This is a genomic window from Paludibacterium sp., from assembly GCF_019232825.1.
In the GTDB taxonomy this organism is placed as follows: Bacteria; Pseudomonadota; Gammaproteobacteria; order Burkholderiales; family Chromobacteriaceae; genus Paludibacterium.
This window is the reverse complement of record NZ_JAFAND010000118.1, coordinates 58,494-72,606: the sequence shown is the minus strand read 5'-3', so window position 1 is coordinate 72,606 and position 14,113 is coordinate 58,494. Positions and strand designations below refer to the sequence as shown.

At 64.4% G+C, this 14,113-nt stretch carries 15 protein-coding genes; 12 read left to right on the top strand and 3 right to left on the bottom strand.

Features of this window, described 5'->3' with window-relative positions:
• On the bottom strand, nt 1-118 hold a 118-nt coding region (locus tag JOZ06_RS15630), incomplete at its 3' end, for an Rpn family recombination-promoting nuclease/putative transposase (RefSeq protein ID WP_293234066.1).
• A gap of 125 nt (nt 119-243) precedes the next feature.
• Nucleotides 244-1,029, bottom strand: a complete 786-nt coding sequence (locus JOZ06_RS15625; protein WP_293234060.1) for a carboxymuconolactone decarboxylase family protein — start codon at nt 1,027-1,029, stop codon at nt 244-246.
• A gap of 129 nt (nt 1,030-1,158) precedes the next feature.
• Between JOZ06_RS15625 and JOZ06_RS15620 the strand changes: the two genes are divergently transcribed.
• A complete protein-coding gene (locus JOZ06_RS15620) occupies nt 1,159-2,058 on the top strand; it encodes a LysR family transcriptional regulator (RefSeq protein WP_293234058.1) in 900 nt (299 codons plus the stop codon).
• A 15-nt stretch (nt 2,059-2,073) separates the two neighbouring features.
• Here JOZ06_RS15620 and JOZ06_RS15615 read toward each other — a convergent pair whose 3' ends face one another.
• On the bottom strand, nt 2,074-2,604 hold the full coding sequence (locus JOZ06_RS15615; RefSeq protein ID WP_293234056.1) for a lipocalin family protein: 531 nt from the start codon (nt 2,602-2,604) through the stop codon (nt 2,074-2,076).
• A 351-nt stretch (nt 2,605-2,955) separates the two neighbouring features.
• Here JOZ06_RS15615 and JOZ06_RS15610 point away from each other — a divergent pair, with 351 nt between their 5' ends.
• Genes JOZ06_RS15610 through hycI form a run of 11 tightly spaced genes read left to right on the top strand, consistent with a single transcriptional unit; the run spans nt 2,956 to nt 14,103 of the window.
• A complete protein-coding gene (locus JOZ06_RS15610) occupies nt 2,956-3,525 on the top strand; it encodes a 4Fe-4S dicluster domain-containing protein (protein WP_293234054.1) in 570 nt (189 codons plus the stop codon).
• Nucleotides 3,522-5,546 (top strand): hydrogenase 4 subunit B, encoded by a 2,025-nt coding sequence (gene hyfB, locus JOZ06_RS15605; protein WP_293234052.1) that lies wholly within the window; start codon nt 3,522-3,524, stop codon nt 5,544-5,546. The genes JOZ06_RS15610 and hyfB overlap by 4 nt, the downstream gene beginning before the upstream one ends.
• Before the next feature lie 10 nt (nt 5,547-5,556).
• Nucleotides 5,557-6,495: a respiratory chain complex I subunit 1 family protein gene (locus JOZ06_RS15600; protein WP_293234050.1), complete on the top strand. Its 939-nt coding sequence runs from the start codon at nt 5,557-5,559 to the stop codon at nt 6,493-6,495.
• A 9-nt stretch (nt 6,496-6,504) separates the two neighbouring features.
• A complete protein-coding gene (locus JOZ06_RS15595; RefSeq protein ID WP_293234048.1) occupies nt 6,505-7,944 on the top strand; it encodes a hydrogenase 4 subunit D in 1,440 nt (479 codons plus the stop codon).
• A 10-nt stretch (nt 7,945-7,954) separates the two neighbouring features.
• A complete protein-coding gene (gene hyfE / locus JOZ06_RS15590) occupies nt 7,955-8,605 on the top strand; it encodes a hydrogenase 4 membrane subunit (RefSeq protein ID WP_293234046.1) in 651 nt (216 codons plus the stop codon).
• 6 nt (nt 8,606-8,611) lie between these two features.
• Nucleotides 8,612-10,129, top strand: coding sequence for a hydrogenase 4 subunit F (locus JOZ06_RS15585; protein ID WP_293234044.1), 1,518 nt, complete (start codon nt 8,612-8,614; stop codon nt 10,127-10,129).
• A 21-nt stretch (nt 10,130-10,150) separates the two neighbouring features.
• Nucleotides 10,151-11,866 carry a hydrogenase large subunit gene (locus JOZ06_RS15580; RefSeq protein ID WP_293234042.1) on the top strand — a complete coding sequence of 572 codons (1,716 nt, stop codon included), beginning with the start codon at nt 10,151-10,153 and terminating at the stop codon, nt 11,864-11,866.
• Nucleotides 11,867-11,876: 10 nt separating this feature from the next.
• Entirely contained in the window at nt 11,877-12,416 is a 540-nt protein-coding gene (hyfH, locus tag JOZ06_RS15575) for a hydrogenase 4 subunit H (protein WP_293234040.1), read from the top strand.
• A complete protein-coding gene (locus JOZ06_RS15570) occupies nt 12,413-13,210 on the top strand; it encodes an NADH-quinone oxidoreductase subunit B family protein (protein ID WP_293234038.1) in 798 nt (265 codons plus the stop codon). Before hyfH ends, JOZ06_RS15570 begins: the two co-directional genes overlap by 4 nt.
• A 4-nt stretch (nt 13,211-13,214) precedes the next feature.
• Nucleotides 13,215-13,628: a formate hydrogenlyase maturation HycH family protein gene (locus JOZ06_RS15565; protein ID WP_293234036.1), complete on the top strand. Its 414-nt coding sequence runs from the start codon at nt 13,215-13,217 to the stop codon at nt 13,626-13,628.
• Nucleotides 13,618-14,103, top strand: a complete 486-nt coding sequence (gene hycI, locus JOZ06_RS15560) for a hydrogenase maturation peptidase HycI (protein ID WP_293234034.1) — start codon at nt 13,618-13,620, stop codon at nt 14,101-14,103. The genes JOZ06_RS15565 and hycI overlap by 11 nt, the downstream gene beginning before the upstream one ends.
• Nucleotides 14,104-14,113 lie beyond the last annotated feature (10 nt).

Sequence of the window (14,113 nt, the reverse complement as noted above, 5' to 3'; positions counted from 1 at the left end):
ACAGATCGCATACGCCATGCACGGCCGGCGGCAGGTAAATGTCGAGAAAATCGCGCGCCGTGGCCGGGTCGGTCAGGAACTGTTTGAAGACGGCGTCGTGTGGGGTGGAGATGGGCATGGGCCGATGATAGCGGCCCATGGCTTGGCTGGCACGTCAGCGCGGTTGTTTATGATATTGAAAACACAATGACCAGGAAAAAGCACTGAATATTGCGACTATATGCGGTGCTTTTCCGTATGACGTCAATTTTTGTCACGCTCAGCCAGCACCGCTTTTGCCGTCAGCATGGCGTTGATGGCGGCGGGAAAGCCGGCGTAAACCGCGATGTGAATGAATGTCTCAACGAGCACGGTCCGCGTGCCGCCCACGTTGAGCAGGCCATGAATGTGCACGTTGAGCTGCGGACTGGCTGTCCCCATGGCGGCGAGCGCCGAGAGCGTGACGATTTCCCGCGTCACCAAGTCTAGCCCCGGCCGGCTGTAAATGTCGCCAAAACCAAATTCGATGATGAAGCGCCCCAAGTCGGGGGCAATGTCGCGCAGGCTGTCGATGACGCGCTGCCCGGCCTCGCCGTCGATGGCTTTTAACGCCGCCAAGCCTTGGTCGTAACGCTCGTTCGTGGAACGCGGCGCTGCCGTCTCGACCTGCGGCGCGATACCTTTGGCGCGAAATGCCTCCTGTGCGGCGAAAATGCCGTTAAGCGCGGCAGGGAAGCCGGCATAACCCGCGAGATGGATGAGCGTTTCGATGATTTCGGTCGCGGTACAGCCGACGTTGAGCGCGCCATGAAGGTGAAAAATGAGCTGCGGCCGCGCGTTGCCCAGCGCCGCCAGTGCGGCGATCGTGGCCAATTGACGTTGTCTTGGCGTCAAGCCATGTCGTGCGTAGACGTCTCCGTAACCGAAGGCCACGGTGAAATGCGCCAAATCCGGCGCGATGTCCGCCAGCGCGTCGAGAATGGCGGGTTCGTTGGTGCCCGCGACGCGGGCGAGGTGTTGCAAGCCTTGTTGATAGCGAGGGTCGTTCATGATGGATCTTCCTTGATCGTTGACGTTGGCGCGCCGGTTGTGAAGCATTCGGTTCGTGGCCATAATCTAGTCCGCTGTCTTATTGCTACGCCAATGCCATTTTGCTGATACCTTTTTTGTATGAGTGCCATGCTGAAAACCCGCCAATTGGCTTGTTTCGTCGCCGTCGCCGAGACATTGAACTTTCGCGCGGCCGCCGAGCGGCTCTGTATGACGCAGCCGCCGCTGAGCCGGCAGATCCGGCGTTTGGAAGAGATGTTAGGCGTTCAGCTGCTCGAACGTGATCGTCAGGGCGTACGTCTCACCGAGGCCGGCAAGCGTTTTTTGCAAGATGCGCGCGCGTTGCTCGCCGACGTCGACGCGACCTTGCAGAAGGCGCGCGCCGAGGCGGGCGCCAGCGCGCGCACGTTGACTGTCGGCTTGACCACGGTGGTCGATAGCGCGGTCTTCCCGGACCTGACGTCGTTGTTCAAGGCGGAATATCCCGATATTCAATTGAACGTCCAGTCGCGCATCTCCCGTCAGTTGGTGGAACGGTTGCGCCGGGGCGATTTGGATGTGGCGCTGATCGGCTTGCCGTCGTCGACGGGCGCGTTGAAGGTGGAGCGCCTGTTCGACGACCCGCTGGCGGTGGCGCTGCCGAGCGGTCATCCGCTGGCGCGTAAACGCCGGCTGTCGCTGAACGACTTGCGCGATGAGACGTTGTTTTGGTTTGAGCGCGGGCGTAATCCGGCTTTCCACGATCACTGCCAGCGCTTGTTTGCGGCGCTGTCGTTCTCTCCGCGCATCGTATTGGAACCCGAAGACCATCACGTGCTGCTCGGCCGGATCGCGGCTGACGGCGGCATTGGCCTGATCGCCCGCTCGTTGACGGCTATCCGGCGCGGCGGCGTGGTTTACCGGCCCTTGTCGGAAGGGGGCGCGATGGCCATCGGCATTGGCGTGGCGTATCGCCCGGACGACGAATCGGCGCTGGTGCGCGCCTTTGTGCAAAGTGTGCGGGCGTATTACGCCCGCCGCGAAGCGTAAGGTCCCTAGGGACCCTTAGGGTTGCGCCGTGGCCGTCAGCTTGGTGATGTCGAAGCCCAGCGCGGTGAGCCGGCCGAGGAGCGCTTGGTAGCTGAAGTCGTCTGGGTGCGGCGTGCGCGACAACAGCCACAGGCTTTTGCGTTGCGGGTCGCTGACGGCGGCCAGTTGATAGTGTGCGTCGATATCGACGATCCAATAATCGTGCCATACCGCCGGCAGCAACTGCAGCCAGGGCGCGGCGAAGGTGGCTTCCATGCGCGGCGATGCCGGTCCGCCCAACGGCCGCGCCAATCCTTGTTTCTCCTCGATGTCGCCGGCGTCGGTGCGGCAGCGGCGTACGACGGTCAGCGTATTTTGTTCGGTCAGGCTGAATTGCGCCGACGTCTCCGATACGCAATGTCGCTGCGACCAATCCGGGTATTTGGCGATTTCATACCAGGTGCCGGTAAACCGGGCGGGTTCGAATCGCTCGATCGCGAGCGGCGGGGCGGCGAAGGCGGGCAACGCCGTCGTCGCCAGCAGCGCGGCGAAGAGATGGGGTTTCATGGCGGTATCCTTGTCATGATCATGTCCTGAGCGATCCCGATTATCGCGGCTAATGGCGCGTTTGTCCCGTGTCATCGACTGTCGAAGTGTCATTTTCAGCGCGGCGGTTTCGACATTTCTGTCGACGATGCGCCGCGCCTCGTCACACGTCTCCACGGATCCCGTCTCGCGCCGCAGCGCCAATCCCTTGGCGCTAAAAGGAAAAAACCTCTCCGGGCCATTGTTTTTCCGTGCCGACGTTTTCTGGCACGGCATGTGCAATGCTCCACTGGACGTGGTTTTTTCGAGGGATTGGTTATGAGCCGCTTCGTCTTCGCGGAGCCTACACGTTGTATCGGGTGCAATACCTGCATGGCGGCCTGTTCCATGGTGCACAAGGCCGAGGGTTTGCAGGCGCATCCGCGTCTGACCGTAATGCGGACCGGGACATTGACCGCGCCGGTGCAGTGCCGTCATTGCGAGGACGCGCCGTGCGCGCGCGTCTGTCCGGTCAACGCCATTACGCATGAGGGCGATGCGGTGGTGCTCAACGAGACGCTGTGCGTCGGCTGCAAGTTATGCGCCATCGCCTGTCCGTTCGGCGCCATTACGCCAAGCGGCACCCCGGTGACCGGGGTGGTGCCGGTCAGCCATCTTTACCAGGCGCCGCAAGTCGGCGCCGCCAGCCATGCCGCGGGCGACAGTGCCGCCACGCTGGACCCGATGCTCGACTGGCGCGCCGGCGTCAAGCAGGTGGCGGTCAAGTGTGATCTATGCGCGTTCAGCGCCAACGGCGCCGAGTGTGTGCGTGTCTGTCCGACGCGCGCGCTCAAGGTCGTCGATAGCCGTTTGCTCGCCGCGGATGCCGGCGTCAAGCGCTTGGGTGCGAGCGAGGCGCTTCCCCTCGACGTATCGCTGCAATCTTTCCGGGAGCCAAAATGAGCCTGACGCCACTGGGTTACCTGTTGTTGTCGGTGCTGCTGTTTCTGGCCGGCGCCGGCTTGTCGATCGTTTCGGCCCGCTGCGAGCGGCTGGCGATTAATCTGTCATCGCTATTGGGTGTGCTTGGCGGCGCGGCCGGCCTGGCCGCGGCGCTGCCGGTGCTGCTGACCGGGCAGGGCGCGGCGATGGCCTTCGACGGTCCGTTCGCCTTCGCCCGCTTCACCGTGCGGCTCGACATGCTGGCCGCGCTGATGGTCGGCGTGATTTCGCTGTTGGCGCTGTTGACCTCGTTGTATGCCCAATCGTACGTGCGTGAATACGCCGGGCGCGGGGCCTGGGCAATGGGGCTCTTTATGAACACCTTCATCGCCGCCATGCTGGCATTGGTGGTGGTGGACAATGCCTTCTGGTTTCTGGTGTTTTTCGAGGCCATGTCGCTCGCGTCGTACTTCCTGGTGATCTTCGATCAAGACGAGGAGTCGGTCGGCGCCGGCCTGCTGTATTTCTTGATCGCGCACGCCGGTTCGGTGCTGATCATGATCGCCTTCTTCATCCTTTACAGTCATAGCGGCAGCCTGGATTTCGCCTCGTTCCGAGGTCTCAAGTTGTCGCCTGCCGTCGCGTCGCTGGTATTCGTGCTGGCGTTCCTCGGCTTCGGCGCCAAGGCCGGCATGGTGCCGCTGCACAGCTGGCTGCCGCGCGCCCACCCGGCGGCGCCGTCGCATGGCTCGGCCATGATGTCCGGCGTGATGGTCAAGATCGGCGTGTTCGGTATCGTCAAGGTCGGTATCGATCTCCTGGGCGCACAAGCCGCGTGGTGGGGGCTTCTGGTGCTGGCCGTCGGCGCGGTGTCGGCGGTGTTGGGCGTGCTCTACGCGCTGGCCGAACAAGACATCAAACGGCTGTTGGCTTATTCGACGGTCGAGAACGTCGGCATCATTCTGATGGGCGTGGGCGCCGGCATGATCGGGCTCGCCACCGGCCATGTGGCGCTGGCGGCGTTGGCGCTGATGGCGGCGTTTTACCACCTGTTCAATCACGCGCTGTTCAAGGGACTGATGTTCCTCGGCGCCGGCGCGATCCTGTTCCGCGCGCATACCCGCGATATGGCGCTGTTGGGCGGCCTCGCGCGCCGCATGCCGCAGACTGCGCTGGCCTTCCTGGTCGGCGCGATGGCGATTTGCGCGCTGCCGCCGTTCAACGGTTTCGTCAGCGAGTGGTACAGCTATCAAGCGCTGTTCGCCATGGGTCACGACGGCGATTTCATGATGCGCCTGGCCGGACCCGCGGCGATGGTCATGCTGGCGTTGACCGGCGCTTTGGCGGCGTTGTGCTTCGTCAAGGCCTGGGGCATGACTTTTAGCGGCCAGCCGCAGAGCGCGCATGCCGAGCATGCCGAGGAGGCGCCGTTCGCGATGGTGCTCGCCATGTTGCTGCTCGCCGTGCTGTGTGCGTTGTCCGGCATCGGCGCGCCGTGGCTCGCCCCACTGTTCGCCCGTGTGGCCACGTCGTTGACCGGCGGCGCCGCGGTGCCGGTGGCGCAGGGCCTGACGCTGCACTCCGGACTGTTCAACACGCCGGCCAGCGTGTCTACGCCGATGCTGGCGTTGCTGCTCGTGGCCGCGCCGATCGTGCCGCTGCTCTTCATGGCCGTGGTTCGCGGGGGCGGCGTGCCGCGCCGGCATGCCGGGGATGCCTGGGCATGCGGCTATGTGACCGAAAAGACCATGACCGTTTCGCCGCAGGGCTTTGCCCAGCCGGTGCGTTTCATGTTCGCCGCGCTCTACCGCTTGCGCGACACGTTGAGCCCGGCCGCTGGTTTCCGTCGCGGCCTGGGTGCCACCGTGGCCGGCGCCGCCCGCGTCGAGCCGTTATGGGACGAGCGCCTGATCGCCCCGATCGTTGCCGGCGTGCAGCGGATTGCCCGCCGCATTGCGGTGCTGCAGCGCGGCGACTTCCGTGTCTATTGCCTGTATGTGGTCGTGGCGCTCGTCACGCTGCTGCTGATTGCGGTTCGATAGGAGTGTTGTGATGCCGAACCTGACTATGATCGTGCTGGCCGTCGCGCAGGGGGTGATCCTGCTGCTGCTGGCACCGTTGATGACCGGCGTGTCGCGCATGATCCGCGCGCGCATGCACTCGCGCCGCGGTCCCGGCGTGCTGCAGGACTACCGCGACCTGGCGAAGCTGTTCAAGCGCCAGGACGTGGCGCCGGCGGTTTCCGGCGGCGTGTTCCGCGCCGCGCCGTACGTGATTCTAGGGACGATGTTCCTCTTGGCCATGGCCTTGCCGGCGTTTACCCGTACGTCGCCGTTGCCGTTCTTGGCCGACTTGATCACCTTTGCCTATTTGTTCGCGCTGGTGCGTTTCTTCTTTTCGCTCTCCGGCATCGATTCCGGCAGCGCCTTTGGCGGCCTGGGCGCCGGCCGCGAGCTGACGCTCGGCATCCTGGTCGAACCGACCATGATCCTGTCGCTCCTGGTGGTGGCGCTGATCGAGGGCACCACCAATCTTGGCGCGATCGGCGCCGGCATCGGCGGCAACTATCTGCAGGCGCCGGCTGCCATTGGCCTGGCGATGCTGGCTTTCGCCTTCACGGTGTTCATCGAGATGGGCAAGCTGCCGTTCGATATGGCCGAAGCCGAGCAAGAGCTGCAGGAAGGCCCGTTGACCGAGTACTCCGGGCCGTCGCTGGCGCTGATGAAGCTGGGCTTGGGCTTGAAGAAGGTGGTGATGGCGCAGTTCCTGCTTGGGGTGTTTCTGCCCTTCGGCGTGGCCGCCTCGCTCGCGCCGGCTTCGCTCGCGCTGGCTGCCGTCGCGCTGCCCTTGAAGCTGCTGGCGGTGTTCACGCTCGCGGGCCTCATCGAAAACAGCATGGCGCGCGGACGCTTCTTGTTGACCTCGCGCGTTACCTGGGTCGGCTTCGGGCTTGCCGCCTTGTCCTTCGTCTTCTATCTCACCGGTCTCTGAGGAGCAAACATGGAAAACATCGCTCTCGCGACCATTTTGATGCCGTTCATTGGCGCGGCGCTGGTGCTGTGCCTGCCTGAACGCACCGGCAAGTGGCTGGCGGCCTTGGTCGCGCTGATGGCCTCTGTGGGCACGCTGGCGTTGGCGCAGGCTTTCGCCGCCGGCGGCAAGGTGCCGTTGACCGTCGACGTGTTCTCGCTGGCTGGCATGCCGCTCGTCGGCATCACCGTCGACCGGCTGAGCACCCTGGTGGCGATCGCCGTGGTGGTGCTGGGTTTCCTGGTGGTGCTGTATTCGACCGCCTACATGTCCGAAGGCAACCGCGAGCACCCGCATGTCGCCCGGCCGCGCTATTACGCGTACCTGCTGGTGTTCATCGGCGCCATGGCGGGTCTGGTGCTGTCTTCGACGCTGTTGGGGCAGTTGGTGTTCTTCGAGATCACCGGCGCTTGCTCCTGGGGGCTGATCGGCTATTACCAGAAGCCCAAGGCGCTCAAGTCGGCACTCAAGGCGTTGTTGGTGACCCACGTGGCGGCCCTCGGCCTGTACGTGGCCGCCGGCTGGCTTTTCGCCCAAACCGGCTCGTTCGCGCTCACCGGCATTGCCGCGCTGGCGCCGCAAGCCAAGATCGTGGTGTTTCTCGGCATCATGCTGGCCGCTTGGGGCAAATCGGCGCAGTTGCCGCTGCACGTTTGGCTGCCGGACGCCATGGAGGCGCCGACGCCGGTCAGCGCCTATTTGCACGCCGCCTCGATGGTCAAGGTCGGCGTCTATATCTTTGCCCGCGCGCTCTACTCGGCCGGCCCGGTGCCTGAAGTCATCGGCTGGATCGGCGCGGTGATGGCGCTCGCGACCATGCTCTACGGTTTTGCCATGTATCTGCCGCAGAAGGATATGAAGCGATTGTTGGCGTACTCGACCATCGCCCAGCTGTCGTACATCTTCCTCGGTCTGTCGCTGTCGGTGTTCGGCTCCAAACTGGCTTTCGACGGCGCGGTGGCGCACATCTTCAACCACGCCTTCGCCAAAAGCCTGTTCTTCCTGGTGGCCGGGGCGTTGTCGTATACCTGCGGCACCCGCGTGCTGCCCAATTTGCGCGGTGTATTGAAGAAGTCGCCGCTATTGGGGCTGTGCTTCGGCGTGGCGGCGCTGTCGATTTCCGGCGTGCCGCCGTTCAACGGCTTTTTCAGCAAATTCGCTATTTTGGCGGCGGGCTTCGAACTGTCGCGCGCGCACTGGCTGGTATTGCCGCTGGTGCTCCTGGCGCTGATCGAATCGGTGTGCAGTTTCGGCTGGCTGATGTCCTGGTTCGGCAAGGTGGTGCCGGGCGAACCGTCCGAGGCGGTCGCTTCCGCCACGCCGGTGCCATGGGCGATGCGCGTGGTGTTCGTCGTGCTGCTGACGATGTGCCTGGCCTCCAGTTTCATCGCTGCGTCCTGGCTGGCTTGAGGAGGAAATCATGGATGGAATGTTGATCGTCAATAACCTGGCCGGGCTATTGATCGTGACCTCGATGCTGGTGATCGGCACGCAAAGCGTGTTGTCGGCGGCGCGCTGGTATGCCCTGCAATCGTTGGTGCTGGTAGGGGTTTTCCTGGCGCTGGCTGCCACGCAGGGTTCGGGCGAACTGTATTTGTGGTCGCTGTCGGCCTTCGTCACCAAGGTGGTGCTGGTGCCGTTGATCATGGTGCGCACGCTTGGCCGGCTGGCCGACCGCGAACAGCTGCCGGGCGTGCTCGGTACCGGCTGGATGATGCTCTTGGCGGCGCTGATCGTGATGCTGTCCTGGTTTGCCGTGTCGTCGGTGAAGCTCGCGGTGGTGGCCGATCTGAAACCGGCGCTGGCGGTCTCGCTCGGCCACTTCATGCTGGGACTGATGTGCATCGTCACCCAGCGCAACATCCTCAAGCAGATCTTCGGTTACTGCCTGATGGAGAACGGCGCGCATCTGACGTTGGCGTTGATGGCCAGCAAGGCGCCGGAGCTTGTGGAAGTCGGTATTGCCACCGACGCGGTATTCGCGGTGCTGATCATGGCGATTCTGGCGCGCCGGATCCAGCGCACGCTCAATACCCTGGATGTGAAGCAACTGACCGCGTTGAAGGGCTGATTAAAAATGACCGCAAACTCCTGGCTTTCCATTTTATTGCTGGTGCCGCTGGCGACGTCGCTGCTCTGTTTCGCCGCGCGGACCCTAGGGGGCGCCGCGCGCGCCGTGGCCACGGTCCTGCACCTGGCAGGCACGGCGCTGTTGATGGTGCTGTCGTTGTCGGTGGCGGGCGCCGTGCTTATCGGCGGCCCGGCGACGGCCTTGTCCGGCTGGCTGCACGTCGACGCGCTGGGCGCGATCTTTCTCGGCCTTCTGGGGCTCGTCGGCTTCCTGACCGGTTTTTATTCGATCGGCTATATGGGGCATGAGCTGGAAGAAGGGGAGATCGACGTCGGGCAGCTATGCCTGTATTTCGGCATCTTCAACCTGTTCCTGTTCACCATGCTGCTGGCGGTGACGGCCAACAACATCATCATGATGTGGGTGGCCATCGAGGCCACCACGCTGGGCTCGGCGTTCCTGGTCGGCTTCTATCATCAGCGTTCGTCGCTTGAAGCGGCCTGGAAATACATCATCATCTGCACCGTCGGCGTGGCGTTCGGCCTCTACGGCGTGGTGCTGGTGTATTCCAATGCCGCGAGCGTCATGGGCGCGCAAGGCGGCGCGGTGTTCTGGACCGTGCTGATGGGGCACGCGCGCGCCTTCGACCCGACGTTGATGCGGTTGGCGTTCGTGTTCGTGATCATCGGCTTCGGCACCAAGACCGGCTTGTTCCCGATGCACGCCTGGCTGCCGGATGCGCACTCCGAGGCGCCAAGCCCGGTCAGTGCGCTGCTGTCGGCGGTGCTGCTCAATTGCGCGCTGTTGGTGATCATCCGCTTCTATCTGTTGGTGTCGCAATCGATCGGGCCCGCTTTCCCGCAGATGCTGCTCATGGCGTTCGGTCTGATGTCGCTGGCGGTGGCCGCGTTCTTTATCGTATCTCAAGGTCACATGAAACGACTCTTGGCATACTCGAGCGTGGAAAACATGGGTCTGATCGCGTTGGGTCTGGGGCTGGGCGGGCCGTTGGGCGTGTTCGCCGCGCTCTTGCATACCATTAACCACAGTCTGGCCAAGGCGCTGTTGTTCTGCGGCTCGGGCAACGTGCTGCTCAAGTACGGCACGCCGGACCTGGGTTCGATCAAGGGGCTGCTCAAGAGCGCGCCGCTGACGGCCATGCTGTTTGGCGCCGGCGCGCTGGCTCTGGGCGGCATCCCGCCGTTCAACGTGTTCTTCAGCGAATTTCTGCTGGTGACCGCCGGCATCAAGGCCGGCCAGATCTGGCTGATGCTGCTGTGTCTGCTGTTGTTGACCGTCGTGCTGGCGGGGCTCGTGCGCATGGTGGCGGGTAGCCTGTTCGGACCGGCGCCGGATCAGGTCGAGCCGGGTGAGGCCGGCTGGCTCACGCTCGCGCCGATGGCGGTGCTGCTGGCGCTGATGCTGATCATGGGCGTGGCCGCGCCGCGCCCGGTAACCGATTTGTTGCATGCCGCGACCGCGGTGGTGCAAAACGTGGTGGCGCCGTCCGCCACGGTTCATTGAGCCCGCGAGGAGAGTGTGCAAATGTCCGTTTCTGAACAAACCAAAGTGGGCCAGAACTATGTGGATGGGCTGCGCGAACGCTTCGGCGCGGCGATCCTGGAGACTGAATGGCAAACCGCCGATCAGGTGACGGTGACCGTCAAGCTCGGCAGCCTGCCGGATGTGGTCGAATGGCTGTATTACCAACAAGGCGGCTGGTTATCGGTGCTGTTTGGCAATGACGAGCGCCCGCTCAACGGCCATTTCGCCGTGTACTACGTGCTGTCGATGGAAGGCCTGGTCAAGAGCTGGGTCGTGGTGCGCGCGCTGGTGGAGGAACACCGGCCCGAGTTCCCGTCGGTAACGCCGCGCGTGCCGGCGGCGGTATGGGGCGAGCGCGAGATCCGCGACATGTACGGCCTGGTGCCGGTCGGTCTGCCGGACGAGCGCCGTCTGGTGCTGCCGGACGATTGGCCGGAAGACCTGCATCCGCTGCGCAAGGACGCCATGGCCTATAACCAGCGCCCGGCGCCCACCACCGACGACGAAACCTATACCTTCGTCAATGAAGCCTCGGGCAGCACGCGCGACGTGCCGCTCGGTCCGCTGCACATCACCTCGGACGAGCCGGGGCACTTCCGCCTGTTCGTCGACGGCGAGGACATCGTCGACGCCGACTATCGCATGTTCTACGTGCATCGCGGCATGGAAAAGCTGGCCGAGACGCGCATGGGCTACGACGAGGTGACCTTCCTGTCCGATCGCGTGTGCGGCATTTGCGGCTTTACCCATAGCGTGGCCTACAGCTCGGCGGTGGAGAACGCACTGGGTCTCGCCGTGCCGGCTCGGGCGCAGGCGATTCGCAGCGTGTTCCTGGAAGTGGAGCGGCTGCATAGCCATTTGTTGAACCTGGGGCTTGCCAGCCACTTTGTCGGCTTCGACACCGGTTTCATGCAATTCTTCCGTGTGCGCGAGAAGGCCATGACCATGGCCGAATTGTTGACCGGCGCGCGCAAGACCTACGGCATGAACCTGATCGGCGGCGTGCGGCGCGACATCATGAAGGACGAACGCACGCGCACGCTGAAGCTGGTGGCGGAGCTGCGCGCCGAAACCACGCAATTGATCGACATGCTGTTGTCGACGCCCAACCTGCGCGAGCGTACCGCCGGCGTCGGCGTGCTGTCCAAGCAGGTGGCGCGCGACTATAGCCCGGTCGGGCCGCTGGTGCGCGCGAGCGGCTTCAAGCGCGACGTGCGCGATCTGCACGCGTATGCCGGCTACGGCAGCCTGCCGTTCGATGTGCATACCGAGGACAGCTGCGACGTGCTCGGCCGCGTGCTGGTGCGCGCGCGCGAGTTCTTCGACTCGCTGGCGATCATCGAACACGCGCTCGACAACCTGCCGGCGGGGCCGGTGCTGCTGGAGGGCTTCCATTATCAGCCGCACCGCTTCGCGCTCGGCTTCGCCGAGGCGCCGCGCGGCGAGGACATCCATTGGGCGATGACCGGCGACAACCAGAAGCTGTACCGCTGGCGTTGCCGCGCGCCGACCTACGCCAACTGGCCGCCGCTGCGCTACATGCTGCGCGGCAACACCGTGTCGGACGCGCCGTTGATCGTCGCCAGCATCGACCCGTGCTATTCGTGCACCGACCGCGTGACGCTGGTGGACGTCAAGAAGCGCAAGTCGACCACGGTGCCCTATAAGGAAATCGAACGCTACGGCCGCGAGCGCAAAAACTCGCCGCTGAAATAGGAGCCGACTCATGCTCAAGCTCTTCAAAATCATTGCCGACGCGGGCGAGGCCACGGCCAAGTATCCGTTCGCGCCGTTTCCGGTCAGCCCGGGTTTCCGCGGCAAGCCGGAACTGAACGCGGCGCAGTGTATCGCTTGCGCCGCCTGCACCACGGCCTGCCCCGCCAATGCGCTGACCATGGGCAACGATACCGCCGACGGCACGCGCACTTGGCAGCTGAACCTTGGCCGCTGCATCTTCTGCGGCCGCTGCGAGGAGGTGTGTCCGACGCACGCCATCGTGCTGACGCCGGAATTCGAATTGGCGGTGGCCAATAAGGCCGATCTGTTGCAAAAGGCGACTTTCCGTCTGCAGCAATGCGAGCAGTGCGGCCAGCCGTTCGCGCCGGCCAAGGAAATCGGCTACGTGATGGACCTGCTGCGGCAAAGCGGCGTGGCGGTGGACGAGGCGCGCCGCGCTGAATTCGCCAGCTGCCCAGCCTGCAAGCGCAAGGCGACCGTGACGCGCGACGCGGTGTCGCAGCATCTGAGCCAGGAGGCTGAACAATGAACGGACCTTTGCCCCTTTCCAACCCAATGGCGCCGCGCGATGAACGCGGCATGCCGGTGCCGCTGACCGAAAGCGAGCATATCGCGGCGCTCAAGGGCAAATTGCTCAAGGACATTCAGCGTTCGGCCTATGTCTACCGCGTCGATTGCGGCGGCTGCAACGGTTGCGAGATCGAGATCTTCGCCGCCATCACGCCGGTGTTCGATGCCGAGCGTTTCGGCATCAAGGTGGTGGCCTCGCCGCGGCACGCCGACATTCTGCTGTTTACCGGCGCGGTGACGCGGGCGATGCGCATGCCGGCGCTGCGCGCCTGGCAGGCGGCGCCGGACCCGAAGATTTCGGTCTCGTACGGCGCCTGCGGCTGCTCCGGCGGCATCTTCCATGACCTGTACTGCGTCTGGGGCGGCAGCGACAAGATCGTGCCGGTCGACGTCTACATTCCCGGCTGCCCGCCGACGCCGGCGGCCACGCTGTACGGCTTCGCCATGGCGCTGGGGCTGTTGGACCAGAAGCTCAAGGGCACGCATCAGATCGAGGGCGAGGCCGACCGGGCGGTGGTGGCGCATCCCGCCATTGCGCTGGATGTGCGCGTCGAGATCGAGCGCGAAGCGCGCCGCCTCGCCGGTTATCGCGCCGGCCGGCTGATCGCCGACGAATTCCTGACGCTGGCGAGCGAAACCGATCTGACGCTCGACGAGTGCATGAAACGCCGTTTGTCGGGCGAGGAGGATCCGCGTCTGGCCGAGATTTTGACCCGGTTGTGGGATATTGGCGCCGGGGTGGCGAGGGGCTGAGACGATGGACGGCAAGGTGGTGTTTTATTCGCTGTCGAAGAAGTTTCTCGAGCGCGAGCAGGACTTGCCGCCCGAGGGGGCTGCGCGTCAGGTGATCTATCAGACGCTGGCGCTCGGTCACCATATCGGCGTGATCGATTGCCTGAAGCCGCTGTTGTCGTGCCCGCAGGACGGTTTCGAGCGCTGGATCGCGCAGTTGCCGGACGGCGAGGCGCGCCGCAAGCTTGGCGGCGTGCTCAAATTCGGCGAGATCATGATCGACGCGAGTCACATCGGCATGTTGGGCGCGGCGCTGTCTGGCGCGCGCGCCGCTTTCAGCGCCGAGGAAGATGGCTGGTGCCAACAGCTGATGCGTGCGCTCGCGGCGATTTCCCGTGAGCCGGCCATGTACTTGATGGTGAAACGCCATGGCGATTGATACGCTGTTGTTGACCGTCGGCAATGCCATGATGGGCGACGACGGCGCCGGCCCGCTCCTGGCCGAACTGCTGTCGGCGGCGCCCGCCGAAGGGTGGCAGGTCATCGATGGCGGCACCGCGCCGGAAAACGCCGTGCATCAAGTGTTGGCGGCCAAGCCGCGCCGCGTGGTGGTGTTCGATGCCGCGGACATGGGGCTCGCCCCTGGGGAGTTGCGGTTGGTCGACGATGGCGCGATCGCCGACATGTTCATCATGAGCACGCACGATCTGCCGATCACCTTTCTGATCGAGCGGTTGCGCGAGGAGGTCGAGGAGGTGCTGTTCCTCGGTCTGCAGCCCGATGTGGTGGCTTTCTATTTTCCCATGACGCCTTGCGTCGACGCGGCCGTGCGCGCGCTCCATGCGCGCTTGGCGGCCGGGCAGGGGCTCGACGGCGTCTTCTGGCTCGTGGCCGGCGACGAGCACAAGGCTTGATCTGACGCCG

Excerpts from the sequence above, each read along its gene's own strand:
- JOZ06_RS15625 (WP_293234060.1), bottom strand. The coding sequence starts at position 1,029 with ATGAACGACCCTCGCTATCAACAAGGCTTGCAACACCTCGCCCGCGTC.
- JOZ06_RS15620 (WP_293234058.1), top strand. The coding sequence starts at position 1,159 with ATGCTGAAAACCCGCCAATTGGCTTGTTTCGTCGCCGTCGCCGAGACA.
- JOZ06_RS15615 (WP_293234056.1), bottom strand. The coding sequence starts at position 2,604 with ATGAAACCCCATCTCTTCGCCGCGCTGCTGGCGACGACGGCGTTGCCC.
- JOZ06_RS15610 (WP_293234054.1), top strand. The coding sequence starts at position 2,956 with ATGGCGGCCTGTTCCATGGTGCACAAGGCCGAGGGTTTGCAGGCGCAT.
- hyfB (WP_293234052.1), top strand. The coding sequence starts at position 3,522 with ATGAGCCTGACGCCACTGGGTTACCTGTTGTTGTCGGTGCTGCTGTTT.
- JOZ06_RS15600 (WP_293234050.1), top strand. The coding sequence starts at position 5,557 with ATGCCGAACCTGACTATGATCGTGCTGGCCGTCGCGCAGGGGGTGATC.
- JOZ06_RS15595 (WP_293234048.1), top strand. The coding sequence starts at position 6,505 with ATGGAAAACATCGCTCTCGCGACCATTTTGATGCCGTTCATTGGCGCG.
- hyfE (WP_293234046.1), top strand. The coding sequence starts at position 7,955 with ATGGATGGAATGTTGATCGTCAATAACCTGGCCGGGCTATTGATCGTG.
- JOZ06_RS15585 (WP_293234044.1), top strand. The coding sequence starts at position 8,612 with ATGACCGCAAACTCCTGGCTTTCCATTTTATTGCTGGTGCCGCTGGCG.
- JOZ06_RS15580 (WP_293234042.1), top strand. The coding sequence starts at position 10,151 with ATGTCCGTTTCTGAACAAACCAAAGTGGGCCAGAACTATGTGGATGGG.
- hyfH (WP_293234040.1), top strand. The coding sequence starts at position 11,877 with ATGCTCAAGCTCTTCAAAATCATTGCCGACGCGGGCGAGGCCACGGCC.
- JOZ06_RS15570 (WP_293234038.1), top strand. The coding sequence starts at position 12,413 with ATGAACGGACCTTTGCCCCTTTCCAACCCAATGGCGCCGCGCGATGAA.
- JOZ06_RS15565 (WP_293234036.1), top strand. The coding sequence starts at position 13,215 with ATGGACGGCAAGGTGGTGTTTTATTCGCTGTCGAAGAAGTTTCTCGAG.
- hycI (WP_293234034.1), top strand. The coding sequence starts at position 13,618 with ATGGCGATTGATACGCTGTTGTTGACCGTCGGCAATGCCATGATGGGC.